Genomic DNA, 25,227 nt, shown 5'->3' with positions numbered 1-25,227 from the left:
GGGCTGGAGGCGCCGGGGAAGGACTCCCAGCCCTCGGCTTCGGGCGGCGGCTGGACGCGGGAGGGGACTTCCTCGCCGGGAGCGGCCTGGGGACTCGCGGGAGCCGGTGGGACTTCGGAAGCGGGCTTGCCGGGTTCGCTCCAGGACTCGTCGGGGGTCGCGCTCCGGGGAGGCGGACTGGACGTCTGGGCCCGGGCGGGAATGGCCGGCGCCAGGACCATTATCGACAGGCTGAGGAAACCGGGGAGGCGCATGGTGGAGGAAGGCAGGCAGCCTAGCCCACGCTCCGCCCATGAACGAGGCCGGCCTGCCCGACCTCTCCCCCGCCATCCGGTCGCGTCCGGAAAGCGGCAGCCGCGCCACAATGCTGATGACGGGGGCTGGGCACGGTCTACCATCCGCGCCGCGCGCATGGCGTCGGTGAGGAGAGCCAACGGGATGAGGGTCGGACGGGGTGCACTGCTGATGGCGCTCGCCCTGGGCGCGTGCAGCAGGCCCGGTGCGGGCACGGACGCGACGGGAGCGTCGGATGCGGGGGCCATCGGGATTCCGGGACGGCCGTCCACACTGACGCTGCCCTCGTGCGAGGAGCTGCTTCCGGCGGACCTGCGCGACCTCACGCTGAACGGCTTCACGATGAAGGAGGAGCGCGCGTGTCCCACGTGCGGGCCCGTGTGCTCGCTGCGTTCAGCGGCGCTGGCGGGCGTGTCCGTGTCGGTGGCGTATGACTGCCAGCCGAACTACGCGAACGCGGATGTGCGCGCGCTGCTCGAGCCCACGCTGAACGTGGGCGGCGAGGAGATTCCGGCGCTGGGCAAGGCCGCCGCGCGCCGTAACCCCGTGCAGGGCATGACGCAGGTGGTGGCGTGGGATGACGACACGCCGTGCGTCGTGGTCGTGACCTGGCTGGGGGATGACCCCGACCGCGCGATGGACGTGGCCCGGCTCGCGGTGACGTCGAATCACGGCGTGAGGGATACGACGGCGGACGCGGGCTCGGAGCTTCCGGCCGACGCGGGGGACAGCCTTCTGCGGGATGAACCGCTGGAGCCGATGGACAGCCTCACCGCGCCGCGCGCGGGTTCGAAGGACCTGCTCTCCGCGCCTCCGGGCACGGGCGCCCAGAAACCGTCGCCTGTCCCCTCCCCGCGTCCTGTCGCGCCAGTGCCCGCGAGTCCGAAGCCCGTGGCGCCCGCACCGGCTGCGCAGTAGCCCGCGGCGGACTCAGTAAGGCCACTTCGCGATGGCGTAGGCGTGAGTGGCCTTGTGATTGAGCCACACGAGCAGCAGTGCCACCGTCCAGCGCAACGCCTTGGGACGCGTGGCCAGCCAGTCGCCCGCGACGAACATGACCGGGAAGAGCACCGCGCCGAAGCGGAAGGCATTTCCCAGGTCGCCTTGAGGCAGCATCACCAGAAGTGACAGCAGGACATAAAGGCCCAGGGCCCGGTCGCGGCGCCACAACATCACCCCGAACACCAGCCACGCGGCCCCGAAGACGTTCCGCAGCACCAGCCAGCCGTTGAATCCCTGGTGCCAGGGATTGCCGAACCACAGCCCCCGGACGGCGCCCCAGACAGAGTCCACGTGATTCCACTCCCGCTGGGCCTTCAGGAACATGAAGGGATCACCGGAGCGGCTCCACTCGAAGACGAGCAACCCTCCGAACGCCACCAGCGACAGACACCCCATGAAGCCGAACCGCACGAAGCGCTCGCGCCACGACGGTTCGCGCATGGCTGCCAGGAGCGCGGCGGCGATGGCCACGAAGCAGCCCTGGTTGCGCGTGAAGATGCACAGCGAAACCAGCACGGCCGAGGGCAGGAGCAGCCCACGCGAAGCACACGCCAGGGCCCCGAACGACAGGAGCAGGAAGAGCCCCTCCGTGTGGTGCGAATGGAGCGCGAAGCTGGCGGGAGCGTAGAGGAAGACGAACCACCCCCAAGGCGTCCGGGCCGTCATCCCTTCGCGCTCCGGCCCCTGCCGCGCCCAATGGGTGTTCCACGCGACGAAGCCCAGCAGGCATGCCGTGGACAGGGCCGCGCCGACGACCTGGGGCGGCAGCGTGCCCCCCAGCCCCTGCCGCACCAGCCAGACCAGGCCCGGGTACAGCGGCAGGAAGGCCCAGAGGGGCCATGAGTAACCCTCCAGGACCAGCGTGCTGTAGTGGTGCGAGTCCCAGCGATCCAACACCAGGAGCGGTGGGATGTCCCGGCGCCAGGCCGTCCACGCCCAGAGCCCGAAGTGGTGGACCAGGAGCAGCGCCACCAGGCCCCAGGGCGAAGACGCGATCTTGAGACGGAGCGAACCCGCCGACTGAGAGGTGGGACCCATGAGCGGGGGTCTCCATGCCCTCGCGGCACGGCTCAAGCAAGAACCCTGCACTGCGCGGTCATCCCCAGAGGGAATGACCGCGCCGGTGCGGTTCGCTCCCCGCTACAGCGTCTCCAGGTACGCCACCAGGTCGTCCATGTCCGCGTCGGACAGCCCCGCCGTCGTGCCGTGCAGGTTCGTCTCGCGGCCGTTCATCAGGCGGGCCTTGAGCGTGGGCGCGCTGCCGTCATGCAGGTACGGCGCGGTGCGGCCCACGCCCAGCAGCGACGGCGTGTTGAGCCCCGTCTTGATGACCGCCGCCGCGTCCTTCAGCACGCCAGAGAGCACGAACGTGCCCACGTCCACGTTGCGGTTGTCCGTGAGCGCCGCGCCCGTGTGGCACGTGTCGCACTTCGCCTGCGTGAAGAGAGCGGCGCCGCGCGTCTGGGACGCCGTCAGCGGCTCGCCATGGAACGCGTTGTCCGGCGCGGGGATGGCGTCGATGAACGCTCCCAGCTTCGCCACCGTGTCCGCGTCCAGCTCCTGGCCGCCCATGCGGTCCTTCACCGTGGCGCTCATGAAGTCCCCCAGCGCGGAGAACTCGCCGCTCCAGTGGAAGGGCGCCGTCGCCGTGGTCATGCGACCCGCCAGGCTGGGCGTCTGGCGCGGCCCGTCCGGGAAGCCCCACACGTGGCCGTCCTCACGGCCTTCCAGGTGGCACGACGCGCAGGACACCGCCACGGACGGGCTGGTCATCCGCGCATCCACCGCGCTGAAGAACAGCCGCCGGCCCGCCGCCGCCATCGGCGACAGCGTGTCGCCCACGATGACCAGGCGCTCGCCCTCCTCGCGGATGTCCCCTAACGCGTTGCCGCTGGACCCCAGCGTGCTGACCGTGTGGTCGAACGCGTTGTAGACGTACGCCTTGCGACCGTCCCGCGTGAGCGCGATGCCGTTGGGGCCCGCCCCCACGGCAATCAGCTGCCGCACCGGGCTCGTCTCGTTCACCAGGTCCGAACCGGAGCGGCGCCACGAGGGCAGGATGGCCACGTTGTTCGAGTCCTGGTTCACCAGGAACAGCCACGCGCCCGTGGGGTCCACCACCGCCGCCGCCGGCCCCTGCAGGGGCGTGTCGAACAAGGGGCTCGCGACGAGCGACGTGGGGTAGTCCGGCTTCTCCTCCGGCGGCGGCTTGCACTCGTCCAGGTCGTCCACCACCGGGCGGGGCGCTTCGTCCTCCGCGTCGAAGGTGATGAGCCCCGCGGCCACCACGCCGCCACCGGCCGACGCGCCGCAGGGGGTCCCGCCGCCGTACATCGACTCTCCCGGATTGGGTCCGCGGCCGTCCACGGGCCCGCCCAGCGGATCCTCGCGAGACCACAGCACTGGCGCGAAGAGGCGCCGGCCATCCGGAGCGCTCAACAGGTCCACCATGCCGCGCGACCGGAAGGAGCGCGGGCCCTGCTGGGGATTCATGGGCAGCGGCTCGAACTCCGAGGGGGCAGCAGAGGGCGACGGCCGGTTCGCCTTCGCGAGCAGGTCCGTGCCGCCGCGCATCACCTGGGGCTGGTTCGCGTCCGACAGGTCCACCGTCATCACGTCGCCCTGCCGGAACAGCGACACCGCCGCCTTGCGGCCGTCCTCCAGCAGCGCGATGCCTCGCGGCTCCTCGCCCAGCGGCAGCTCCCAGCGCGCCGTGAGCGTGCCCGTGTCGATGGCGGTGAGGCTGCCCCGCGCGGCGGACTCACGCATGGCGCTGTTCACCACGTACAGCGTGCTGCCATCCGGAGACAGCGCCATCCCCGTGGGCTCCACGCCCACCGGAACGCGCGCGGCCTCCACCGCGTCTCCCTTGCGGATGACGGACACGCTCCTGCCGCCCCGGTTCGTCACGTACACGGTGTCGTCCGGGCCCACCGCCACGCGCTCCGGACGTGGACCCACCCGCACCTCGGACACCTTCTCCCGGCGTGCGGTGTCCACCACGGCGAGGATGCCGTTGTCCGCGTCCACCACGTAGAGCAGCGAGTCGTCCCGGCTGAGCGCCACGGACCCGGAGGAATTGCTCCAGGTGCCCGCGACCTCACGCTCCTTGCAACCCGACAGCACCAGCGTCGTCACCGCGCACAGCGCGGCCCATCCCTGCCGTCGCATCGGAAATGCCATCCCCTCCCGCGAAGGCTTTCGCGCGCTCCTCCGACCCCACCCTGCGCGCATGCCCCACGGCCTGTCCGGGAGCGTGCCGGCCCTGCTCACACGCCTTCCCGAGGGCCGCATGCTCGCTCACCCGCCCCCCGAAGTCGACGCCCTCTCCACCCGCCGTGCGCCTCCGGACAATGTCGGGAAGACTCCCCCCTCCCCCAAAAGCCGCGAGCACCCGGCCGCCGTCGCGTGTAGACACGGGGGGCCGTGTCTCGTCCCGCGCCCGTCATCCTCAGCTTCCGACGCACGTTCGCGCTGCTCATCCTGCTGGTCGTGCTGCCGTCGGCCGGCCTGTCCGGCTTCGGCGTCGTGGCCATCATCAACGAGCGCGCCGCGGTGGAGAAACGCCTGGAGGCCGCGTGGCGGGGGACGCTGGCGGACCTGTCCGCGGAGGTGCCTCGCGCGCTCAACAGCGGACGCTTGGAGCGCGTGGGCAGCGAGCGGCTGGCCTTCCTCCTGCCGGATGACCAGGAGCTGTCCGACCCGGACGGCACCTTCCACGTGGAGAACGGTCTGGTGCGCACGAAGGACCCGCAGCTGGCGGAGTCCCTGGCGGCGCTGGTGCCGGAAGCCGCTTCGCTGCCCACCGTGCCCACCGTCTTCTCGCTCTCCACGAGCGGCCGCGCGGTGATGGTGGCCGCCGAGCGCCAGGGCGCCACCGTGCGGGGCGTGCGGCTGTCAGGCGTGGCGTTGGACTCGCTCCTGTCGGACAAGGCGCAGGGCCGGGCCACGTCGGAGCCCGTGCGCTTCACGCTGCTGCCCGTGCCGCGCGACACGTCCAGCGAGGGCGGGCTCGTCAACCGGCTGATGTCGGAGGTGGCCCAGGCCCGGCAGAACGCGCTGGGGCAGCCGGTGCTCGCGGAGCGGGTGCTGTCCGCGCCGTTGCAGGACTTCCGCCTGGTGGTGCTGCCCATGGGCGAGGATCCGGTGGCGAGCGCGTCCACGCGCAACCGCGCCGTGTACGGCGTGCTGCTGGGCCTGTTCTACCTGACGCTCACCTTCGGCGTGGGCTACACGGCCCGCGTGCTCTACCGCGAGGCGCGCCTGTCGCGCATGAAGACGGACTTCGTGTCGCTGGTGAGCCATGAGCTGCGCACGCCGCTCACCTCCATCCGGATGTTCATCGAGACGCTGGCCCTGGGCCGGCTGAAGGACCCGGCGCAGCAGCAGGAGGTGCTGGACCTGCTCACGAAGGAGACCGAGCGCCTGTCGGACCTCATCGAGCGGGTGCTGGACTGGGCGCGCATCGAGAGCGGCCGCAAGGTGTACCAGCGCGAGTCCCTGCCGGTGACGGACGTGGTGGACGCGGCGGTGGTGGCCTTCCGCACGCAGCGCCACGGCGACGGCATGGAGTTCACCGTGAAGGTGGACGACGGGCTCCCCCATGTCGACGTGGACCGGGTCGCCGTGGCGGGCGCGCTGCTCAACCTGTTGCAGAATGCCTACAAGTACAGTGGGCCCACCCACCGCAGAATCGCCCTCCGGGCACAGAGAGACGGCGGACACGTGAACCTGTCGGTGGAGGACAACGGAGTGGGCATCGCCAAGAAGGACCGCAAGCGCATCTTCGAGCGCTTCTACCGGGTGGACAATCTGCTCACGCGCAAGACGGAGGGCAGCGGCCTGGGGCTCGCCATCAGCAAGCGCATCGTGGACGCGCACGGCGGCCGCATCACCGTGAAGAGTGAGCCCGGCCAGGGCAGCTGCTTCACCCTCCAGCTCCCGGTGAGCCGCGCATGAGCACGTCCGTCCCTCAAGAGGAGAAGCCCCAGCGCATCCTGGTGGTGGAGGACGACCTGTCCATCCTCACCGGCGTGTCCATGAACCTGCGCTTCGAGGGCTACGAAGTGCTCCAGGCCCAGGACGGCCGCACGGGTCTGGCCAAGGCGCTGGACGAGGCGCCGGACCTGCTGGTGCTGGACCTGATGCTGCCGGAGCTGAACGGCTACGAAGTCATCCGCGAGCTGCGCCAGCGCGGCCGTGACACGCCGGTGGTGGTGCTGTCCGCGCGGGGCCAGGAGTCGGACAAGATATTGGGCCTCAACCTGGGTGCGGACGACTACGTGGTGAAGCCCTTCGGGCTCCAGGAGCTGCTCGCGCGCATCAAGGCGGTGCTGCGCCGCCGGTTCGGGGCCACGGGCATCACGCCGCCGCCGGTGACGTTCGGGGACGTGAGGGTGGACCTGTCCCAGCGCACGGTGGCGCGCGATGGACAGCAGGTGGAGCTGACGGCGCAGGAGTTCAAGCTGCTGGCGCACTTCCTGGCGCACCCGGGCCGCACCTTCACCCGCGAGGAGCTGCTGTCCGGCGCGTGGGGCTACCACTACGAGGGCAGCGCGCGCACGGTGGACAACTTCATGCGCCAGCTGCGGCTGAAGTTCGAGTCGGATCCGGAAGCGCCCCGGCACTTCCTCACCGTGCGAGGACTGGGCTACCGCTTCGAGCGGTGAACGCCGCTCAGGTCCCGGCGACGCCAATCTGGCGCAGGTCCTCCAGGTCGAAGGGCTTGCCGTCGAAGCGGCCGAAGCGCTCGCGAAGGGTGAGGCCGCTGGCGGTGAGGGCGGTCTCCAGTTCCTCCGGCAGGAAGTGCTTCAGCTTGAGGCGGCGGATGGGGCTCTGTCCGCCGGCCGGACGCCGCTCGCGCAGGTGCAGCGCGAAGAGGGGGCGGCGAGGCTCCACGGCGGCGCCGGGCTCGTCGTCGTCGCGAGGCAGCACGGGTTCGCGCGGGGCGTTGAGCACGTCGTAGATGAAGGTGCCGCCGGGGGCCAGGTGGTGGCGCACGGTGGCGAGGAACGCCTCCAGGTCATCGCGGCCGGACATCAGGCCCAGCGCGTGCTGAGGGGCGAGCACCAGGGGGAACTGCTCCGGCAGCCGCAGCGCGCGGGGGTCGGCGGCGATGAGGCGCGTGCGCTCGGAGACGTCCGGCGATTCGGAGGCGCGGCGCTCCTCGGCGGAGCGGATCATCGCCTCGGAGGGGTCCACGCCGACGGTGGAGAAGCCGTGGCCCGCGAGCGACCAGGGCACCCGGCCGTTGGCGGCGCCCAGCACGAGCACGGGCCCGCCGTGTTCGGCGGCCTGCCGTGTGTAGAAGACGAGGTCCGGCTCCTGTCCCACGAGGGACAGCGGGGTGCGGCCGCGTGCGTCGTTGCCTGCCATTGCCCAGGCCCTAGCACGGTTGGGGGCCGCTCCGGGACCCCGGCGTTCACACAATGGGCAAACGGTTGCCCACGCCCTGTCGAGCAACGGACGCCCACCGGCGACGGCCCAACGGTGGCCGGCCCTCCGGGGCTGGCACCCTCCTTGCCTTGATGGCCACGAACAATGGCTTCGTGCCGGGGGACCTTCTCCCGGCCCAGTGTGAGGTGGTCGGCATATGAGGCACGGGTGGCGGTGGACGGGAGCGCTCCTCCTGGTGGGAGCGCTGGGGTGGACGGGCTGCGGCGGGGACGACGGCGACACGCGACAGGTGGATGACCCGGTGGTGCCGGTGACGCCCGTGGAGGATCCGCGGCTGCCGGATGCGGGCACCGGGACGGACGCGGGCACGGATGCCGGCACGAGCGCGGATGCCGGAACCGACGCGGGCACCGGGACGGATGCGGGCACCGATGCAGGCACGGGCACGGATGCCGGAACGGGCACTGACGCTGGCACCGGCACCGACGCGGGCACGACGGAGCAGGTGCAGACCTATCCCCTGCCCTCAGCGCCGGGATGGACGTTCTACAACCAGGAGCAGGGCGCGCCGCGCTACGTCTACGGCATCTCCGCGGACCAGGGCGGCAACGTCTGGGTCGCGGGCGGCGAGGAGGGTCTGTTCCTCATCAAGAAGGGCTCCAATTCCATCCAGCGCTTCACGATGTCCGACGGGCTCCATCCCTTCGGCCGCATGCGTGACGGAGTGGGTGGTCCTCCGCCGGGAGTGCCGTACCTCAAGGTCATCTCCGTGGCGGGTGGCCCTGACGGAACGGTGTTCGTCGGCTACGCCGGCAAGCCGCCCAAGGCGGGCATGCCCACCTGCGAGGACGAATGGGACCAGGCGGAGAACGCGCACCGCGAGCCGGACGCCAGCGTCTACAAGAGCGGTGACGCGGACAAGGTGATGCTCAAGGCGGACGGCACGATTGATGTCGTGCACTACGACATCCACACCGGCCCCAAGAAGGTGGGCGCGGAGCTGCGCGGACGCGAGAAGCTCTGCACCGTCTACCGCATCGCCTACGACCCGGTGAAGGAGGTCGTCTGGTTCGGCGGCAACCACGGCTTCGCCATGGGCGACGCGAAGTTCAACGGCATCGTCCCGTCGTACTGCTGGGATCCGCGCCCCTGGAACACCGAAGGCTTCAAATGGGAGTTCGAGTGCGCGGGACTCTATGAGCACGTGCACCCCGCCATCTCCGGCTCCAAGGGCGAGCTGCTGTCGGACCGCTACTACGGCGTCTCCATCACGGAGAACCACGACGTCTTCTTCGGTGGGCAGATCCGCTCCACACGCTTCCGCTACGGCACCAACGGGGACGACTACTGGTCGGCCCAGAGCGAGACGGAAGACGCGGGCTACGAATGGAACCGCTTCGACATCTGGCCTGACGCCGTGCCGAACTACCCCACCGCTGCGCAGCGCGTGGACGACAACGTCTCCGGCATGGCTCCGGCGTCCAACGGCGGCGTGTGGGTGAGCTCCTTCTACTTCGGCCTCGCCCGCCTGAGCGCCGACGGAGCCGTGGAGACCAAGGTGATGCAGGACCTGGTCAACTACGCGCCCGCCAGCGGCAGCAACCCCGCGATGGCCCCGACCTCTTCCGTGGCGACGGACCCGTGGGATGGCAGCCTCTGGGTGGGCGCCAACTGGTGGGGCGGCATCACGCGTCTGAAGGGCGGCGGCACGGTGAAGTACAGCGGTGACGTCTTCGGCAACGTGCTCACCTCCGTCAGCAGCGTGTCCGACATCCAGTTCGACCGCTCCGCCGGCAAGCGCCGCGTCCTCGTCTCCTTCGAGGGCACCAAGAACGCGAAGACCGGCGTCGTCACCCCGGGCCTCATCGGTATCTACGAAGGCGACTGACGCCGCATCCGCACCGAAGTCCTGACACGGCCGTCCTTCCCATCATGGGGAGGGCGGCCGTTGTCTTGGCGCCCACCTGGGTCACCGCGATGCTTTCATCCTGAAGTATCCCAACCCGCGGACGTCGCGGGCGTCTCGCACCGCGAGAAAACAAACTGGCACGCACGCTTTTGACGCGCCGTGCCCGGCTACCCACCTGCCGGGCACGGCCTGCACCGACAGACAGCCCGCGCGGGCCGGAAGCCGTCTAGAATCCCGCCCGCTCATGTCCACCGTCCCTCCCGCCCCCATCCCCGCGCACACCGTCGTCGTCGCCCGTGCGCAGGCGGAGCGACTGTCCGCCCAGCGCTTCCACCTGGTGCTGCTGGACACCGAGCGCGCGGGCACCGTGTACCCGCTCGCCACGGAGGACCTGCGCGTCGGCAAGTCCACCGACAACGACGTCGTCATCGACCACCCCACGGTGAGCCGCAACCACCTGGTGGTGCGCCGTCAGGGTGACCGCTTCCTCGTGCAGGACCTGGGCTCCACCAACGGCACCTTCCTGGATGGCGCCCAGGTGCGTGAGGCCTACCTGCGCCCCGGTGCCCTGCTGGAAGTGGGCGACGTGCGCCTGCGCTTCAGCCCGCAGATGACGCCCGTGCAGGTGGAGCCCACCGTCGAGGACCGGCTGGGCGACCTCGTGGGCCGCAGCGTGCCCATGCGCCAGATTTTCGCGCTGCTCCAGCGCATCGCCCCCACGGACTCCACCGTGCTGCTCGTGGGCGAGACAGGCTCCGGCAAGGGCGCGGGCGCCAAGGCCATCCACAAGTTGAGCCCCCGCGCGGCCGGGCCGCTCGTCGTGTTCGACTGCGCCAGCGTGTCCGACTCGCTCATCGAGTCCGAGCTGTTCGGCCACGAGAAGGGCGCCTTCACCGGCGCGGTGGGCCAGCGCATCGGGTGCCTGGAGCGCGCCCACGGCGGCACCCTCTTCCTGGACGAAATCGACGACCTCGCCCTGGACCTGCAGCCCAAGCTGCTGCGCGCCATCGAGGACCGCGAGTTCCGCCGCCTGGGCTCCTCGACCCCCATCTCCTTCGACGCGCGCATCGTCGTGGCCAGCAAGAAGGACCTGTGGGCGGAGACGCAGGCGGGCCGCTTCCGCGAGGACCTCTACTTCCGCCTGTCTGTCTTCACCTTCAGCCTGCCACCCCTGCGCGACCGCAAGGAGGACATCCCGCTGCTCGTGGAGGCCTTCGCCGGCGAAGGCCTGTGGCCCCGGCTGCCGGAGAAGATTCAAGAGCAGTTCCTGGGGCACACCTGGCCGGGCAACGTGCGCGAGCTGCGCAACGCCCTGGAGCGCGCCCGGCACATGGTGGACATCCCGGGCCTCACCGGGGACAACCTCCTGCGCGAGTTCACCCGCGACGTGCCCACGCCCGCCGGGGACTTCCTGCCGGTGGAGTTCACCGGGCCGTTCAAGGTGTGCAAGGACGAGCTCGTCCGCGCCTTCGAGCGCGAGTACCTCACGCGCCTGTTGGGCCGCGCCCGAGGCAACATCGCCCGCGCCGCCCGCGAGGCGGAACTGGACCGCAAGCACCTCTATTCGCTGCTGCACAAATACGGGCTCGTTCAGAGCGAGCCGGACTGACGCCTTCGTGGCATGGTGCGGTCGCTTTCACGCGGTCCCCCATCCCCCAGGAGGGCTTCATGAAGTTGCGTCCGTCCCGCTGGCTCGGTGTGCTGTGCGCGGGTGTCTTGATGATGAGTGCGACGGGCTGCTTCGGCTCGTTCAAGCTCACGACGAAGATCTGGCAGTTCAACAAGGGCATCTCCGGCAACAAGTTCGTCCAGTGGCTGGTGTTCCTCATCTTCGTCGTGGTGCCCGTCTATGAAATCGGCACGCTGGTCGACGCGCTCGTCGTCAACAGCATCGAGTTCTGGACCGGCAGCAACCCGGTGAGCAGCGTGGAGGGAGAAGACTCCAACACGCGCATCGTGAAGCTGGGCCCCACCGACACGCTGAAGATGTCCCGCGACGTGGAGTCCGGCGTCATGCGTCTGGAGTTGCAGCGCGAGGGCCAGGAGCCCGTGGTGCGCTACTTCGAGCCGCTGGAGGACGGCATGGTCGCGCGCGACGAGGCGGGCGCCCTGCTCATCCGCGCGCAGGGCCAGGCGGACGGCGCGGTGAAGGTGACGGACGCCATCGGCTCCACCGTGACGGTGCACGCACGGGACGCGGTGGACGCCGCGCGCCAGCTCTTCCTGGATGGTGGCGCGCCCGCGCTCGCGCGGTTCGCCACGCACCAGGGACAGCTCTCCCAGGGCATGGCCACGCTCGACACCTGCACGCCGTAACAGAAGACCCAGGGCTTCCGGTTCGCGTCACCGGAAGCCCCGGAGTGATTCAGGGCGCGGGCTCGTCGCCCACCACGTCGCCCAGGTCCGGGCCGAAGCCCGCGTCGAGCGCCAGGGAGTTGAACGTGCCCTCCATGCTGCGCCCCGCGCCGTAGCCGTCGCCCTTCTTGAACGACAGGGAGAAGTCTCCGCGCGTGGCCTCGCCCACGTTGCCGCCTTCGTCCAGCACCAGGTCGCCGCGCTCCACCTGGGTGAAGACGCGCGCCGGTTCGCCCGCGGCCACATGCACCACCGACGCGCGGTCGCGGCCAGAGGGCGTGGTGCCGCCGAGGTTCACCTTCGTGCCCGGCTTCATGTCCACGCCTTCCGTGTCCACGGTGAGCCGCGCGACCAGGTCCACGTCCAGGCCGTTGTTGCGGAAATAGCTCACCTGGAGCGCCTCCGGATTGCGGCGGATCTCCACCCTCGACACGTCGGTGACGGGGAACAGCTCCGACACGCTGCCGGACAGCTCGTTGTCTCCGCGGCACGCGATGACACCCGCGCCGCTCAGCACGGCCGCGAGCCCCAGCGCCGCCACGGCGCGTCCCGCGAGGCTCACCGCTCCACCGCCAGCGTCAGGGCCTGCGTGCCGCCCGCGCGGTAGAGCACCACGCGCTGGCCGGAGGACAGGAACGCCAGCTTCGGCGACCAGCCACCCGCCGTGTCCACCGTCACCTCGCGCCACTGGTCCTCCACGCGCGTGGCGATGATCAGCGCGTCGTCAGCCGGCGAGCAACTGCCCTCGTTGCGCCCGGACTCCAGCGAGCAGATGTGGAACGCGATGGACGGGTCGTGCGTCTTCGGGTCGAACGCCAGCGACGGGTACCAGCCGCCGGAGCCCGTCTGGTACACCGGATCCGGCGTCGTCCAGTCCCCCGCCGCCGCGCACTTCGTCCCCGTCGTGCCCGCGCAGGTGATGAGCGTGAGCCGGCTGCTGGAGCGGTCCACCGCCGCGATGCCGAAGCCGATGGTTGAGTCATACGCCATGGACGCGCCCAGCATCGTGTTGCCCACCGCCTGCACCTGCACCGGCGGCGTCCACGTGGTGCCGTCCGTGTTGCGGCGCTGGAAGTACACGTTCTGCCCCGGCGCGTCCGCGGCCCCAAAGGCCTGGTCGAACACCAGCGCCGGCTGATCACCCGCCATCAACATCTGCAGGTGCCCGCCGTACGCGCCCTTCTGGTCGCCGCCCGACGCCACCACCCGGTGCTGCCACGCCGTGGGCCCGCCGCTGGCCAGCTCCACGTCGCTGCCCGCCCAGTCCTGCTGCGGGAACTGTCCGTTGTGTCCGTCGCGGTAGACGACCAGGGCCTGGCTGCCGCTGAAGACGATGGAGGGATTGAGCCCCACCAGGTAGCCCGTGTCGCTCACCGGGTTGCCCGACACGGCCTCGTCACCATGGGTGACGGCGATGCGCTCGGTCCAGGTGCCATTCGCGTTGCGGTAGGACACCGCCAGGTCGCTCTGGAACCAGAAGATGGAGTCATCGCTTCCACCGCCCAGGTAGCTCACCGCGGGCTGTCCGGACGGGCTGAACGCCAGCGACACGCCGTACACGCGCTGCACGGTGGCGATGGTCTCCGCCTGTGCCTGCACCTGGCCGTCCTTCACCTCGCGGTAGCGAAGCGCGGAGTCCTTGTCGTTCAGCTTCACGTAGTACGCGATGCCGATGCGGTCGTCCGGGCCCACCGCCATCGCGATGTTGGAGATGGCGAGCTGCTCGCTCGGCTCCGTGTCCACCGTCAGCCGCACGAAGGGCGTTTCCGTTGTTCCGCCATCATCCTGCGGCTTCGAGCCCGCGTCCGGGTTGGCCGGCTTGCCGCCGCCACATCCCAGCGCGAGCGCCGCTCCCAGTAGCCACGCGTGCCGTTTCATGCGGTCCTTCTCCTTGGTTCAGTCGGCCTGGTTGAGCGCGCCATCCTATGTCAGCCGCGCGCGTTGTCCGTCACGCCTCGCGGTGCGGACCCACGTCACGCACGCGGTGGGCGGCCAACCGACCCCGGCCCCTTCTCAGGTGCCGTGAAACACACGCACCTGGGATAGGCTCGCGCGCCATGGCTCGCGCGCGTTCGCTCCCCTCGAAGCTGTCCCGGCGCACCTTCATCCAACGGCTCACCTTCTTCGGCGGCGGCGTGGTGCTGCTGGGCGGCATTGCGTGTAAACGTTCGAAGGAGGCGGAAGAGAAGAAGCCCGCGGAGCCCACCGGCACCACCTCCGCCGGCCAGGCCCTGCGCACCTTCTCCGCCTTCGAGTACGCCGTCGTCGCAGCGGCCGTGGAGCGGCTCCTCCCCCGCGACGAGGACCCCGGCGCCCAGGACGCGGACGTCGCGCTCTACATCGACCGCATCCTGGAGACGCAAGGCCTGGAGTCCATGCACCGCGACTTCCTCCAGGGCCTGTCCGCGCTGGAGCGCCGCGCGCAGCGCATGTTCCAGAAGGGCTTCGCGCAGGCCACGCCCGCCCAGCAGGACGAGCTGCTCGCCATCTTCAAGGACAGCCCGGCCGGCAGCGGCGAGGCCCACTTCTTCGAGCTGTTGATGACGCTCAGCCTGGAGGGCTTCCTGGGCGACCCGTCCTACGGCGGAAACAAGGGCCGCGTGGGCTGGCGGCTGATGGGCTTCGACACCGTGGGCACGCTCGCCATGGCGCCCCCGGAGGGCTACGACGGGCCCAAGTGCCTGCGCGAGTGCGGAGGTCACCACCCGTGAGCCTGCCTTCCGTGGACGTGTGCATCGTGGGCAGCGGCGCGGGCGGAGCGCCGCTCGCGCTGGAGCTGGGGCGCGCGGGCTTCAAGGTCGTGGTGCTGGAGAAGGGCCGCCACTACCAGCCCAAGGACTTCGTCCACGACGAGATCCTCAACAGCCGCCGCAACTTCTTCATGCCGCTGCCGTGGGAGGAGCCGCACCTGGTGCGCCAGGGGGCCAAGGGCCGCTACGAGCGCAGCAACGCCGCGTGGACCGCCAACTGCGTGGGCGGCGGCACCGTGCACATGAGCGGCTTCTTCTACCGCCTCAAGCCGGTGGACTTCCGCCTGCGCTCCACGCTGGGCGCGGTGCCCGGCACCACCGTGGCGGACTGGCCCATCTCCTATGAGGAGCTGGCCCCCTTCTACGACAAGGCGGAAGCCGAGCTGGGCGTGTCCGGCCAGGCCATCCCCCACCCCTTCGCCGAGCCCCGCAGCGGTCCCTACCCGCTACCGCCCCTGGACGTGCACCCGGTGGCGTCCGAAATCGACAAGGTGTGCGCGGCCATGGGCTGGCACGCCCTGCCCACCGCGCGCGGCATCATCAGCAAGGCCTACAAGGGCCGTTCGCCTTGCGCGTACTGCGCGCTGTGCGGCAGCTACGGCTGCGAGACGGGCGCCAAGAGCAGCACGCTCGCGAGCCTCATCCCCAACGCCATCGCCACCGGCAACGTGGAGGTGCGCCCGGGCAGCATGGCGCGCTCCATCGAAGTGGATAAGCAGGGCCGTGCGAAGAGCGTGGTGTACCTGGACAAGGACGGCGTCGCGCAGGAGCAGCCCGCGAAGATCATCATCGCCTCCGCCACCGCAGTGGAGAGCGCGCGCCTCTTGCTCAACTCCACCTCCAGCCGCTTCCCCAACGGGCTCGCCAACGGCAGCGGGCTCGTGGGCAAGAACCTCCTCTTCAGCTCCTTCGGCGGCTCGCGGGCGCACTTCCGCGTGTCGAAGCAGAAGACCGCGCGGCCGTGGCTCACGGACCCGGCGCCCTTCGTCAACCGCAGCCTCCAGGACTTCTACGTGATGCCGGACGCGCGCCACGGCTTCCGCAAGGGCGGCACGCTGGGCTTCATGTGGGCGCACCCCAACCCCATCTACGCGGCGGTGGGCCTGGCGGGCAGCGGCAAGTCCGGCGTGTTCGGCAAGGAGTTGAAGGACCGCATGCGCGCGTACCGCGACTCGCGCATCCTCGAGTTCGAGGTCTACGCGGAGTTCCTCCCCACGCCCGGTACCTCCGTCACCGTGGAGCCCGAGGTGAAGGACAAGTACGGCATCCCCGTGGCCGCCATCACCCTGGATCGGCACCCGGCGGACTTCGCCGCCACGCGCTTCCTCGTGGAGCGAGGCGAGGAGGTGTTGATGCGCCTGGACCCGGACAACGTGGAGCGCGTGGGCACGCAGGGTGAGACGACCATCCTCCAGCACGGCACCTGCCGCTTCGGCAACGACGCGGCGGCCTCCGTGCTGGACAAGCACTGCCGCGCGCACGAAGTGCCGAACCTCTATGTCGTGGACGGCAGCTTCATGCCCACCGGTGGCAGCGTGCCCTCCACGCTCACCATCGCCGCCAACAGCTTCCGCGTGGCGGACCACCTGGTGCGCACGCTCAAGGGCTGAAGCCGCGCGCCGCTGACGCGCTACTGGAGGCGCAGCGGCGTCACGTCCACCTTCACCACGTAGCGAGCCTGCATGTCGGAGTCGAACTCCACCAGGTGGTCACCCACGCCGGTGACGTCCGCCTGCTGGGTGAAGACGCCGAACTTCTCCATCTGGTCCAACGCCGCGCGGCCCGTGGACGCCTTGCGCTGCCGTGCGCGGCAGCCCTCCTCGTGCACGGTAATGGCCGTCTCCTCGCCCGCCGCCGTCACCTCCTCCAGGTAGAAACTCACCTTGATGGTGGAAGCCTCCGGCACGCGCACCAGCACCTGCCCGCGGCCGGGGAAGCGGCCTTCGGAGTAGCTCTCCGGCCCGAGGATGCAGCCCGCGTACTCACTGCACACGGGCCAGGACGCCTTGCAGACATCCAGCACGCGCGCGCCGATGAAGTCATCCCGCGAGCCGCCGCATGCGACGAGCATCAATCCCAACACAGCGAACGCCAGTCGCGAGACATTCCGTGTTACAACACCAGACATTCTTCTGAACCTCAGCGAGGAGTGGATGTCCATGCGCATGCGCAACCTGTGGCTGCCTCTCACCATCATCGCCCTGGCGGGCTGCGGAGACGAGTCCGAGGACCTGCCGAACACGCCGCAGCTGCTCATCGACCGTACGGAGCTGAGCTTCGACACGGAGTTCTCCGCGGGGACCTACGTGGGGGCGACGACCTTCAACACGCTCTACATCGAGAACCGCGGCATCCAGACGCTGGAGCTCACCGAGGCCTCCATCTCCGGCCCCAGCGTCTTCACCATGAAGAAGCCGGAGGACTGGCCGGAGAACGGGCCCCTGAAGCTGGAGACCTACAAGCGCACCTTCATCGAGGTCGCCTTCAAGCCCAACGCCGCGCAGGAGTTCACCGGCAAGCTCACCCTCAAGTCCAACGCCGCCAACGGCGAGACGCGTGAGCTGACGCTCAAGGGCAAGGGCGTCGCGGCGCCGAAGCCGTAGTCCCGGCGAAGGCGGCGGAGGCGTGAAGCCCCGCCGCCCGCCCGGCGCTGCTACCGGGTGAACTGGCAACCGCCCACCCACGCGCCACCGTCCTGCGTGGGCGCCGGGCACGACGTGGGCGAGCCACCATCCGCCGCCGTGTAGCTGCGCGGGTAGTCGCCGTAGCCGGTGCGCAGCGTGTAGCCCACGGGGGTGTAGTCCGTGCGCTCGGTGGCGCTCACCGCCACCTTGAGCGTGCCGCCCTGGATGAAGCGCCGCTCCAGGCAGGAGCACGTGTAGGGCGCCACCGTGACGCGCGTCGTGGTGGCCGTCTTCTCCAGCTGGTACAGCGCCTGGTAGCTGCTGAGCGGCGCGCTCGCGGAGGTGTGCCACGCGCGCATCGCCGTCGGGTTGTAGGCCAGCGTCAGCGCGCCGCCCGTGCTGGTGGTCGTCACCGGCGTGCACGTGCCGGCGCCGCCGTCCGTGGCGGTGCCGTCGCAGAAGGTCAAATCCAGCGCCAGTCCGTGCGGCGTGCCGCCATCCGGCAGGTTGTCCACGTCCCACTGCACCAGCCACGCCGCGTCCTCGGGCGCGCTCAGCGCGGGGAGCTGGTACTCGAAGGTGTCCGTGTCGGAGGGCACCGCGTCGTAGTCCGTGGGGCCGCGCACGCCCAGGCCCGTGGCGCGGTCGTTGTTCCGCAGCCGGCCGTGGCCGTGCGTCAGCTGGCCCTTCGCCTCGAAGGTGGCGTTGCCCACCGGCAGGTTGCCCGTGCCCACGCCGCCGAGCGTCTTGGAGCGCGGCTGCTCCACGCCTCCGCTGTAGGCGTTCTCTTCTTCCGTGTCCTCCGCCGCCCAGGACACCTCCAGCCGGTAGTCACGGTCATCCGCCCAGTTGTTGCCGTCGTCCTGCACCACGAAGTGGTACGTCACCTCCGCGCCGTGCGAGGGCACCGGCAGCGCGCCCTGGAAGTTGCTCAGGCCGGGGAAGCGCGCCGGGTCGGACTCCTCGCGCACGGACTGGATGCACAGCACGGCCTCCGCGTTGTTGCAGTAGGTCTGCACCAGCCCCGGCGCGTCGGGGTGCTCGCGCGTGTCGCGCGGGCACACGGCCGGGTTGTTGGAGCAGGTGGCGCGCTGCTCCGCGGTGACAGTCGTGCTGACGGTGCTGAACACCAGCACCTGCCGGTCCGCCAACTGGCCCAGCGGCAGGGGCAGCGGGTCGAAGCGCGTGGTGGTGGGCCGCTCCGTCAGCCGGTAGCGCAGCACGCTGGGCTTCGTCAGGCTGGACAGCTTCACCGCGAACCAGTCGCGGTCGCCCACGTAGCCCAGCCGGCCCTCGAAGGTCGTGGACGCGCCCGGCGTGCCCAGGTTGTTCGAGTACGCGCGCGCGTAGGCGTCGTTGTCCCCGGACTGGTCGCGCGGGTCCTCCTCGTCCACCACGCGCACCTCGACTTCATACGGCTGGCGCAGGTCGCCCGCGGGCACGGGATCGTTGTTGCCCTTGTACCCCTTCACCACCAGGGTCCAGGTGCCCGCCAGCTTCACCTTGCGCGCGGTGGCCATCACGCCCGGGTGCACCTTGGGCAGCACGTTGCCCTCCGACTCCTTGTCGGTGCCGTTGGGGCGCAAGAGCTCGTAGGACAGGCGGTAGTTGGGCGCGAAGCCCTGGTCCGGCGCGGTGATGCGCACGTAGGCGATCTTCCCCGCCGTCAGCGGGAAGCTGAAGCGGTCCACGTCGTTGTCCGTGGCCAGGTAGCCCTGCGCGGTGCCCACCTGCACGGCGCCCTGCGCCGCCAGCGCGATGGGCGTGGGCGTGACGTCGTTGGGCTCGTTCGTGTCCGGGTTCTCCAGCAACTCCACGGTGAGCCGGTAGGCGTTGCGCGCGTCGTAGTTGGGGCGCGCGGGGTTCGTGGGCGCGTCCCGCACCACGATGATGAGCTGCGTGCTGGGCGTGCCGTACGGCAGCACGATGTCCACCGGCTTCGGCGCGCCCGCGCCGTGCTGGTCCGACTTCGTCACCAGAGAGGTGTCCTTGTCCTTCTCCCGCACGGAGATGGACAGGTTCACCGGCGTGCTGGACGCCAGGTACGTGCCGGTGACGTGCACCAGCGTGCGCGCGTTGGCGGTGGCGGGGATGTTGACGCGGTACCAGTCCTCGTCACCGGCCTTCACGTCGCCCGTGAGCGCCAGGTAGCGCTCCATGGGCACGCCGGGCTTCAGCTCGCAGTCCGCGTTCGTCAGCGCCTCCTCGCGGTTGTTGCAGAGGTCCTCCACCACGCCCGTGCCGGCGTCCGGCGTGTCCTCCCCGCCGGAGGAACAGGCGGCCAGCAGGAGGAGCGCGAGCGGGAGCAGTCGGGTGCGAAGGCGCATGGGGGAAGTCCGGGAGGCGAAAAAAGAAGTCAGGGGACGGGCGAGAGGGTCGGGGCGACGCCGGGGCAGCCGTCCACGAAGTCCTCGGGGTTCACGCGGATGACGCCATCCGGAGGAGACTTGATGCCGCCCACCGGGTAGCGCACGGAGTCCACGCGGAAGGTGCGCACCAGCGTGCGCGCGGTGGGGTCGTCCGCGGGCAGCATGGCCACGGAGAGGTAGATGTCGTTGTAGCCCGCGCCGCGCTGCACGGTGCCTGCGTCCACGCCGCCGTCCACACCCCCGTCGGCGATCATCGCGATGGTGGGCGCCAGCAACACGTTGTCCACGCGGAAGCGGTAGCACTGGCGGCCCTGGTCATCCACCGGGCCGTCCGCCTCCATGCTGTAGCGGTACGCGTCCGAGGCCAGGTTCGCGGTGTCCACCTGCAAGGGGCGCATGTGCATGCGCAGCTCGCTGCGGTTGGTGAGGCCGTCCGTGTCCGGGTCCTCGTCCAGGTCCTTGCTGGAGCCCTGCGTGCCGCCGCGCCACTCCATGCCGTCCGGCACGCCGTCGCCGTCGCTGTCCTGGAGGGTGGCGTTGGTTCCGATGAACTGCTCGTCGCAGTCCAGGAGGCCGTCGCAGTCCGTGTCCACGCCGCGCAGCGCGGGCGGGCAGCCCTTGTCCAGACCGCCGCCGTCCGGCTGCGCGACCTGCGTGGGGTCGAACTGCACGCCGCGGTCGCGGAAGTACACCTCCACGCCGTCGCTGAAGCCGTCGCCGTCCGTGTCGCGCAGGTTGGGGTTGGTGCCCAGCTCGTACTCGCGCGCGTCGGAGAGGCCGTCGCCGTCCGTGTCCGCCTCATCCAGCGGGCTGCCCGGGGGCGCGGAGAAGTTGGAGGCCACGAAGTCCTTCACGATGAAGGCGCGGCGCACCTGGCCGAACTGGAAGTTGAGGAAGTTGATGGGCTCGTTGTTGCGGAAGTCGCGGAAGTTGCCGCCGCCCAGCGTGGCCATCTTCTCCAGACGGTCCGCGTTCTGGTTGATGATGAGCAGCGGGCAGCCGCCGTCGCCGAAGCCGCCGTCCTCCGCCACCAGGTCGCACACGGACGGCACGGGCTGGATGGGGTTGAAGACGTGCACGGTGTTGAAGCGCACGTCCTCCACCAGGTCGCGCAGCTGGCGGATGCGCACCACCGCGTCGCCGCGGATGAGCTCGTCGTCCTGGTTGTTGGTGGGCTTGCCGTCCGACAGGAAGATGACCGAGTAGCGCGCCTGCGCCAGCGCGTCGCTCCCGCTGGGCTGCTGCCGCGCCCGCGCGATGTCCGTGTTGATGAGCGAGTAGATGTCCGACAGCGGCTTGACGAAGTCCGTCGAGTCCCGGTTCGGTGACGTGTCCGTGTTGCGGAAGGTCAGCAGCTTCTCCGTGAGGATGGCCTTCGCGGTGGCGTCCAGCCGCGACACCTGCACGAACCCGTCCTCCAGCGGCGGCCCCGGGTTCTGCGTGAGGAACGCCGTGGTGCTGCCCGCGAAGAGCATCACCGCGATGGAGACCTCTTCGTCCTGCGGGAGGTTCTCGATGAGGTCCACCAGCGCCGTGGCGCGCACGCCGTCCGGGTCGCTCACGCGCATGGACTGGCTGGCGTCCATGGCGACGATGATCTTGATGGGCCGGATGACCTCGTTGGCGCCCAGCGTGCAGAAGCGCCCGTCCAGCGCCACGGCCCGGTCCGCGGGCACGTCCGTGTCGCGGCGCGGGTCATAGAGGTACGAGTCCGTACAGGCCACCACCACGGCGAACCCCACCAGGCAGAGCGCCCACCAACGTCCCGCGCGGCTCACGGCGAGGCCCCTCCCTGCGACGGCGACACGCCGACGCAACTGCCCTGGGTCCTCCAGGGATCCACCAATTGGTCAGGACGGCGGAAGTCACCGTCCTCCATGGCCAGGTCCGGCGCCAGCGGCACGCGCACGCTGGGCGGCGCGTACTGGGCCCACGCGCACGCGGTGCGCCAGACGCCGTAGTCCGTGGCCACGCCGCTCTCCGGCGCCTCCGCGAACCACACCTTGAACAGGTTGTAGCCCTGCTTCACGCCGGAGCGGTCCGGCGGCGTCACCAGTTGGAGGTTGGACACGGTGAAGTCGTAGCAGACGCCGTCCGTGTCGGTGCCGCCCGGGACCTTCTTCACCTCGTACTGGATGCCGTACTTGTCGTGGAAGGGCCGGTCGCGCCGGGTGGGGTCGCTGCCGGCCTTCAACTCCTCGTCGTCCGGGATGCCGTCGCCGTCCGTGTCCAGGCCGGACACGCTCGACTGGAGCGGGTTGAGGCCGTACTTCGCCTCCAGCCCGTCCGGCATGCCGTCGCCGTCGCTGTCCACGATGCCCTGGCGCGTCTTGAGGTAGTCCTCGGCGAACTGCGACAGCCCGTCACCGTCCGTGTCCCGGCAGATGCAGCCGGGCGTCAGCGGGGACTGCGGGTTGCAGCCGCGCGCGTCCAGGTCGTTGCCCGGCTTGAAGCCCTGGTCCTGGCGCCGGTACTCGAAGCCGTCGCTCAGGCAGTCCCCGTCACTGTCGATGGTGAAGGGGTTCGTCTTGAGCGTGAAGCTGTTGTCCAACGCGTCCGGGACGCCGTCGCCATCGCTGTCCAGCACGCGGCCGTCATCTCCCGGCGCGGAGCTCAGGGGCTCCACCAGCAGCGTCTTCATCACGTTGGGCGACGCGAAGGAGGAGTAGTCCAGCGCGCCCAGGCCCAGCTCGGAGATTTCCGCCGTGTCGCTGAACTCCTGGTAGACGCCGTTGCCCATCTCCGCGAAGCGCTTGAGCAGGAAGGAGGCGATCTTCTTCGCCGCGGCCGGGTACTGCGCCTCCGGGACGCCCGGGTAGGTGCCGTAGATGTCCTGGCAGATGGGGCCGCAGGCGCGCACGGCCTCTTCGTTGAAGAGCAGCACCGTGTGCATGCGCACGTCGCCCACGTTGTACTGCGTCTTCAGCTCCATCAGCCGGCGCACGTAGCTGAAGAGCTGGTAGTTCTGGTTGCGGTCCGTGCCCACCTCGAAGCCGGTGATGGCGTCGGTGGTGCTGGTGGCGTTGCAGAAGCTGGTGATGGAGTCGCGCCAGGTGAGGTCCGGCGTGTCCGGCCCCGCGTAGGCGGACAGGTCGTCGTTGGCGGAGCAGCGCGGGTACGGCGTGCCGTCCGTGAGGAACACGACGACGTAGCGCGTGCGCGGCAACAGCTCCGGCGTGGACTGGGACACCGCCTCGATGTCGCTGGCGATGAGGCTGTACGCGTAGCTGAGCGCGCCCTGGTAGTCCGTGCCCTTGCCCAGCTGCGACTGCAGGCCTTCGATGTAGCTGTTGATGTTGCCCGGCGGCGCGAAGCGGTCTCCCGTGGAGGCCGGCGGCCAGGTGTTCTTCACGTTCGTTTCGAACGGGGCAATGGCGATGCTGATGTTGCCCTGGCGCGCGTCGTTGATGCGCCGGAAGCCATTCACCACGTTCTTCAGGGCGCGTACGCGCGCGGGCTCCGTCACGCCCGGCGGGATGATGGCCTGGACCTCCGCGCGCTCGCAGAAGCCGCTGCCCTCCTGCGAGCCCGGCGGATCCGACACGCACATGCTGCCGGACTCGTCCACGACGAGCACCACCTTCACCGGGAAGCCGGTGGGGTTCGCCGGACGCGTGCACACCCGGCCGGTGAGCGTCAGCCGGTCATCCAACTGGGACTGCTCCTGGGCGCGAGGCTCCAGGAGCGTGTCTGAACAGGACAGCACACCCAGGACCAGGAGGCCGGTCGCAAGAAACGGAACAGCGAGCAGACGGCGCATGCGATGCGGACCTCCTGGCACGGGGAACATCCTGGGTTACGCCTTCTTGCGGCGGCGCAGGAGCAGGCCGAGCACGCCAGCGCCCAGGGCCGCGGCGCTGCCGCCCGCGGGCAGCGAGGTGCAGCCACCGCCCTCGGAGTCCTGCTTGCCCACCTTCACGAAGAGGCTGGACACGGAGGCGCGCTCATTGGGGAACACGCGGTCCGCGAAGGCCAGGCGCGTGGACACCTGCAGTTCGTACTCGCCTTCCTTGTCCGGGTTGAAGTTGGGCACGCTGCCGTCCACGTACTGGTACTCCCAGTGGCGGCTGTAGGTGACGGCGCCCTTGGGGTTCTCCACCACCGCGGTGGAACCGGAGGGACGCTTCACCACCGTCCAGGTGTACTCGATGGCCGCGCCGTTGCGGTTGGCGAACAGGGGCGGACGCACCGCCATGCCCGTCTTCTCCACGCTGATGGAGCCGCCGGTGCCCACGCTGAAGGGCGACTTCGGGTCGAGGCAGTCGTTCGGGTTGTCCTTGTTGAGGACCACGCAGTAGCGCGTGTCGCACGCGTCGCCGATGCCGTCGCCGTCGTCATCCGCCTGGTCGCGGTTGGCCACCAGTTGGCAGTTGTCCGCGGCGTTGAGGACGGAGTCGTTGTCGATGTCCGGATCGCACTTGTCGCCGATGCCGTCCGCGTCCGTGTCCTTCTGGTCCGGGTTGGACAGGCCGGGGCAGTTGTCCAGGTTGTCGGAGACGTTGTCGCCGTCCGCGTCCACGCGGCACAGGCTCAGGTCCGCCGGCATCTCGGTCTGGATGGGGTTGGCGACGAGCGGGCAGCTGTCCTCGCCGTCCGGCACGCCGTCGTTGTCGTCGTCCGCGTCACAGACGTCGCCAATGCCGTCCTGGTCGTTGTCCGCCTGGTTGGCATTGGGGATGGTGGGGCAGTTGTCCTCGCCGTCCAGCTTGCCGTCGTTGTCGTCGTCCGGGTCGCACGCGTCGCCAATGCCGTCGCCGTCGCCGTCCAGCTGGGTGGCGTTGGAGACCGCGGGGCAGTTGTCACAGGCGGTGCCGACGCCGTCGCCGTCCGCCGTGTCGTCCTGGTCGCGGTTGGACGTGAAGGGGCAGTTGTCCTTGTCGTCCGCCTTGCCGTCGCCGTCCGCGTCGTCCGTGTACGACAGCGTCTTGCCGTCGTCCGTGTACGCCACCCAGACGGAACAGCCGCAGCCACAACCGCAACCGCCGCCCTCCTCCTTGGGGCGACCGCACTCGTCTCCGAGGCACTCCGGGTTGTCCGGGTTCTGCTCCTGGGCCTGCACGGTGCGGGGACTCAGCACCAGGAACGCTCCGAGCGCCAACAGGGGGGCAATGCGACCGATAGTCATGGTGACTCCTTTCACAACCCCTGCCCTAGCAAGAGGCGATCCCGCGTCTGTAGGAGTTTCAGGGTCAGTAACTTCAAGGGGTTGCGCGCTCGGAAGAGCCTGCTACAGGAAGGGTGTGGGGGGGACACCCCATTGAGACTGTGGGGGACACCCCACGCTGGGGGGCCGTCTCAGGTGCCCACGATGAAGTCGTCGGAGAGCATGGGGACCATGCCCGCGGGGGTGCGGCCCGTGTCGGGGTCGTATTGGATTTCCTGGATGAAGAGCGAACCCACGCCGGCGCCGCGCGGATCATTGTCCCGGCCCACCTGGAGGTAGAGGTAGACCTCGTTGGTGCCCGCGGAAATCACCTCGCCGGGAATCAGCGGGTGGGGGCGCTCCAGGGTGGGGACCAGGGAGACGT

19 protein-coding genes and 2 pseudogenes are annotated in these 25,227 nt (G+C 70.1%); 9 read left to right on the top strand and 12 right to left on the bottom strand.

Going from position 1 to position 25,227, the window contains the following annotated elements; all coding sequences use genetic code 11:
* Positions 1-254 (bottom strand): annotated as a pseudogene (locus tag D7Y11_RS44490) (hypothetical protein); the annotation flags it as partial.
* 184 nt (positions 255-438) lie between these two features.
* On the opposite strand from D7Y11_RS44490, the gene D7Y11_RS29355 reads away from it, so the two are divergent.
* Positions 439-1,212, top strand: a complete 774-nt coding sequence (locus D7Y11_RS29355) for a hypothetical protein (protein ID WP_199746064.1) — start codon at positions 439-441, stop codon at positions 1,210-1,212.
* A 12-nt stretch (positions 1,213-1,224) separates the two neighbouring features.
* Here the strand turns inward: D7Y11_RS29355 and D7Y11_RS29350 are convergent, their stop codons facing one another.
* Positions 1,225-2,334 (bottom strand): hypothetical protein, encoded by a 1,110-nt coding sequence (locus tag D7Y11_RS29350; RefSeq protein WP_126935336.1) that lies wholly within the window; start codon positions 2,332-2,334, stop codon positions 1,225-1,227.
* 102 nt (positions 2,335-2,436) lie between these two features.
* On the bottom strand, positions 2,437-4,467 hold the full coding sequence (locus D7Y11_RS29345; protein ID WP_126935335.1) for a c-type cytochrome: 2,031 nt from the start codon (positions 4,465-4,467) through the stop codon (positions 2,437-2,439).
* Between the two features lie 255 nt (positions 4,468-4,722).
* On the opposite strand from D7Y11_RS29345, the gene D7Y11_RS29340 reads away from it, so the two are divergent.
* Complete coding sequence (locus tag D7Y11_RS29340; RefSeq protein WP_126935334.1) at positions 4,723-6,255, top strand: cell wall metabolism sensor histidine kinase WalK; 1,533 nt, start codon at positions 4,723-4,725, stop codon at positions 6,253-6,255.
* Positions 6,252-6,965 (top strand): response regulator transcription factor, encoded by a 714-nt coding sequence (locus D7Y11_RS29335; protein ID WP_121756071.1) that lies wholly within the window; start codon positions 6,252-6,254, stop codon positions 6,963-6,965. The genes D7Y11_RS29340 and D7Y11_RS29335 overlap by 4 nt, the downstream gene beginning before the upstream one ends.
* Positions 6,966-6,972: 7 nt before the next feature.
* On the opposite strand, the gene D7Y11_RS29330 is transcribed toward D7Y11_RS29335, so the two are convergent.
* Positions 6,973-7,671 carry a bifunctional 2-polyprenyl-6-hydroxyphenol methylase/3-demethylubiquinol 3-O-methyltransferase UbiG gene (locus D7Y11_RS29330; RefSeq protein WP_120581424.1) on the bottom strand — a complete coding sequence of 233 codons (699 nt, stop codon included), beginning with the start codon at positions 7,669-7,671 and terminating at the stop codon, positions 6,973-6,975.
* 217 nt (positions 7,672-7,888) lie between these two features.
* On the opposite strand from D7Y11_RS29330, the gene D7Y11_RS29325 reads away from it, so the two are divergent.
* From D7Y11_RS29325 to D7Y11_RS29315, 3 genes are all read left to right on the top strand, one after another.
* Positions 7,889-9,580 (top strand): hypothetical protein, encoded by a 1,692-nt coding sequence (locus D7Y11_RS29325; RefSeq protein WP_126935333.1) that lies wholly within the window; start codon positions 7,889-7,891, stop codon positions 9,578-9,580.
* 265 nt (positions 9,581-9,845) lie between these two features.
* On the top strand, positions 9,846-11,210 hold the full coding sequence (locus tag D7Y11_RS29320; RefSeq protein ID WP_126935332.1) for a sigma 54-interacting transcriptional regulator: 1,365 nt from the start codon (positions 9,846-9,848) through the stop codon (positions 11,208-11,210).
* 59 nt (positions 11,211-11,269) lie between these two features.
* Positions 11,270-11,917, top strand: coding sequence for a DUF3332 domain-containing protein (locus tag D7Y11_RS29315; RefSeq protein WP_120578944.1), 648 nt, complete (start codon positions 11,270-11,272; stop codon positions 11,915-11,917).
* Positions 11,918-11,966: 49 nt separating this feature from the next.
* On the opposite strand, the gene D7Y11_RS29310 is transcribed toward D7Y11_RS29315, so the two are convergent.
* Positions 11,967-12,518 carry a hypothetical protein gene (locus D7Y11_RS29310; protein WP_120578943.1) on the bottom strand — a complete coding sequence of 184 codons (552 nt, stop codon included), beginning with the start codon at positions 12,516-12,518 and terminating at the stop codon, positions 11,967-11,969.
* The gene (locus tag D7Y11_RS29305) at positions 12,515-13,834 is read right to left on the bottom strand and encodes a hypothetical protein (RefSeq protein WP_120578942.1); all 1,320 of its coding nucleotides are present in this window, start codon (positions 13,832-13,834) and stop codon (positions 12,515-12,517) included. The genes D7Y11_RS29310 and D7Y11_RS29305 overlap by 4 nt, the downstream gene beginning before the upstream one ends.
* 179 nt (positions 13,835-14,013) lie before the next feature.
* Here D7Y11_RS29305 and D7Y11_RS29300 point away from each other — a divergent pair, with 179 nt between their 5' ends.
* Positions 14,014-14,667 carry a gluconate 2-dehydrogenase subunit 3 family protein gene (locus D7Y11_RS29300; protein ID WP_120578941.1) on the top strand — a complete coding sequence of 218 codons (654 nt, stop codon included), beginning with the start codon at positions 14,014-14,016 and terminating at the stop codon, positions 14,665-14,667.
* The gene (locus D7Y11_RS29295; RefSeq protein WP_126935331.1) at positions 14,664-16,316 is read left to right on the top strand and encodes a GMC family oxidoreductase; all 1,653 of its coding nucleotides are present in this window, start codon (positions 14,664-14,666) and stop codon (positions 16,314-16,316) included. Before D7Y11_RS29300 ends, D7Y11_RS29295 begins: the two co-directional genes overlap by 4 nt.
* Before the next feature lie 20 nt (positions 16,317-16,336).
* Here D7Y11_RS29295 and D7Y11_RS29290 read toward each other — a convergent pair whose 3' ends face one another.
* Positions 16,337-16,777, bottom strand: a complete 441-nt coding sequence (locus D7Y11_RS29290; protein ID WP_233597227.1) for a hypothetical protein — start codon at positions 16,775-16,777, stop codon at positions 16,337-16,339.
* Between the two features lie 88 nt (positions 16,778-16,865).
* On the opposite strand from D7Y11_RS29290, the gene D7Y11_RS29285 reads away from it, so the two are divergent.
* Positions 16,866-17,309 (top strand): hypothetical protein, encoded by a 444-nt coding sequence (locus D7Y11_RS29285; RefSeq protein ID WP_171809492.1) that lies wholly within the window; start codon positions 16,866-16,868, stop codon positions 17,307-17,309.
* Positions 17,310-17,359: 50 nt separating this feature from the next.
* Here the strand turns inward: D7Y11_RS29285 and D7Y11_RS29280 are convergent, their stop codons facing one another.
* From D7Y11_RS29280 to D7Y11_RS29260, 5 genes and pseudogenes are all read right to left on the bottom strand, one after another.
* Positions 17,360-19,657, bottom strand: a complete 2,298-nt coding sequence (locus D7Y11_RS29280; protein WP_126935330.1) for a hypothetical protein — start codon at positions 19,655-19,657, stop codon at positions 17,360-17,362.
* A 29-nt stretch (positions 19,658-19,686) separates the two neighbouring features.
* Positions 19,687-21,477 carry a vWA domain-containing protein gene (locus tag D7Y11_RS29275; protein ID WP_126935329.1) on the bottom strand — a complete coding sequence of 597 codons (1,791 nt, stop codon included), beginning with the start codon at positions 21,475-21,477 and terminating at the stop codon, positions 19,687-19,689.
* Positions 21,474-23,459, bottom strand: coding sequence for a vWA domain-containing protein (locus D7Y11_RS29270; RefSeq protein WP_120578937.1), 1,986 nt, complete (start codon positions 23,457-23,459; stop codon positions 21,474-21,476). Before D7Y11_RS29270 ends, D7Y11_RS29275 begins: the two co-directional genes overlap by 4 nt.
* A gap of 36 nt (positions 23,460-23,495) precedes the next feature.
* On the bottom strand, positions 23,496-24,824 hold the full coding sequence (locus D7Y11_RS29265; protein WP_126935328.1) for a thrombospondin type 3 repeat-containing protein: 1,329 nt from the start codon (positions 24,822-24,824) through the stop codon (positions 23,496-23,498).
* A gap of 170 nt (positions 24,825-24,994) precedes the next feature.
* A pseudogene (locus D7Y11_RS29260) lies at positions 24,995-25,227 on the bottom strand (calcium-binding protein); the annotation flags it as partial.

Origin of the sequence: Corallococcus sp. AB018, assembly GCF_003986945.1 — a bacterium.
Classification (GTDB): Bacteria; Myxococcota; Myxococcia; order Myxococcales; family Myxococcaceae; genus Corallococcus; species Corallococcus exiguus.
The sequence above is the reverse complement of the archived record's forward strand: the minus strand, read 5'-3'. Positions and strand labels throughout refer to the sequence as shown.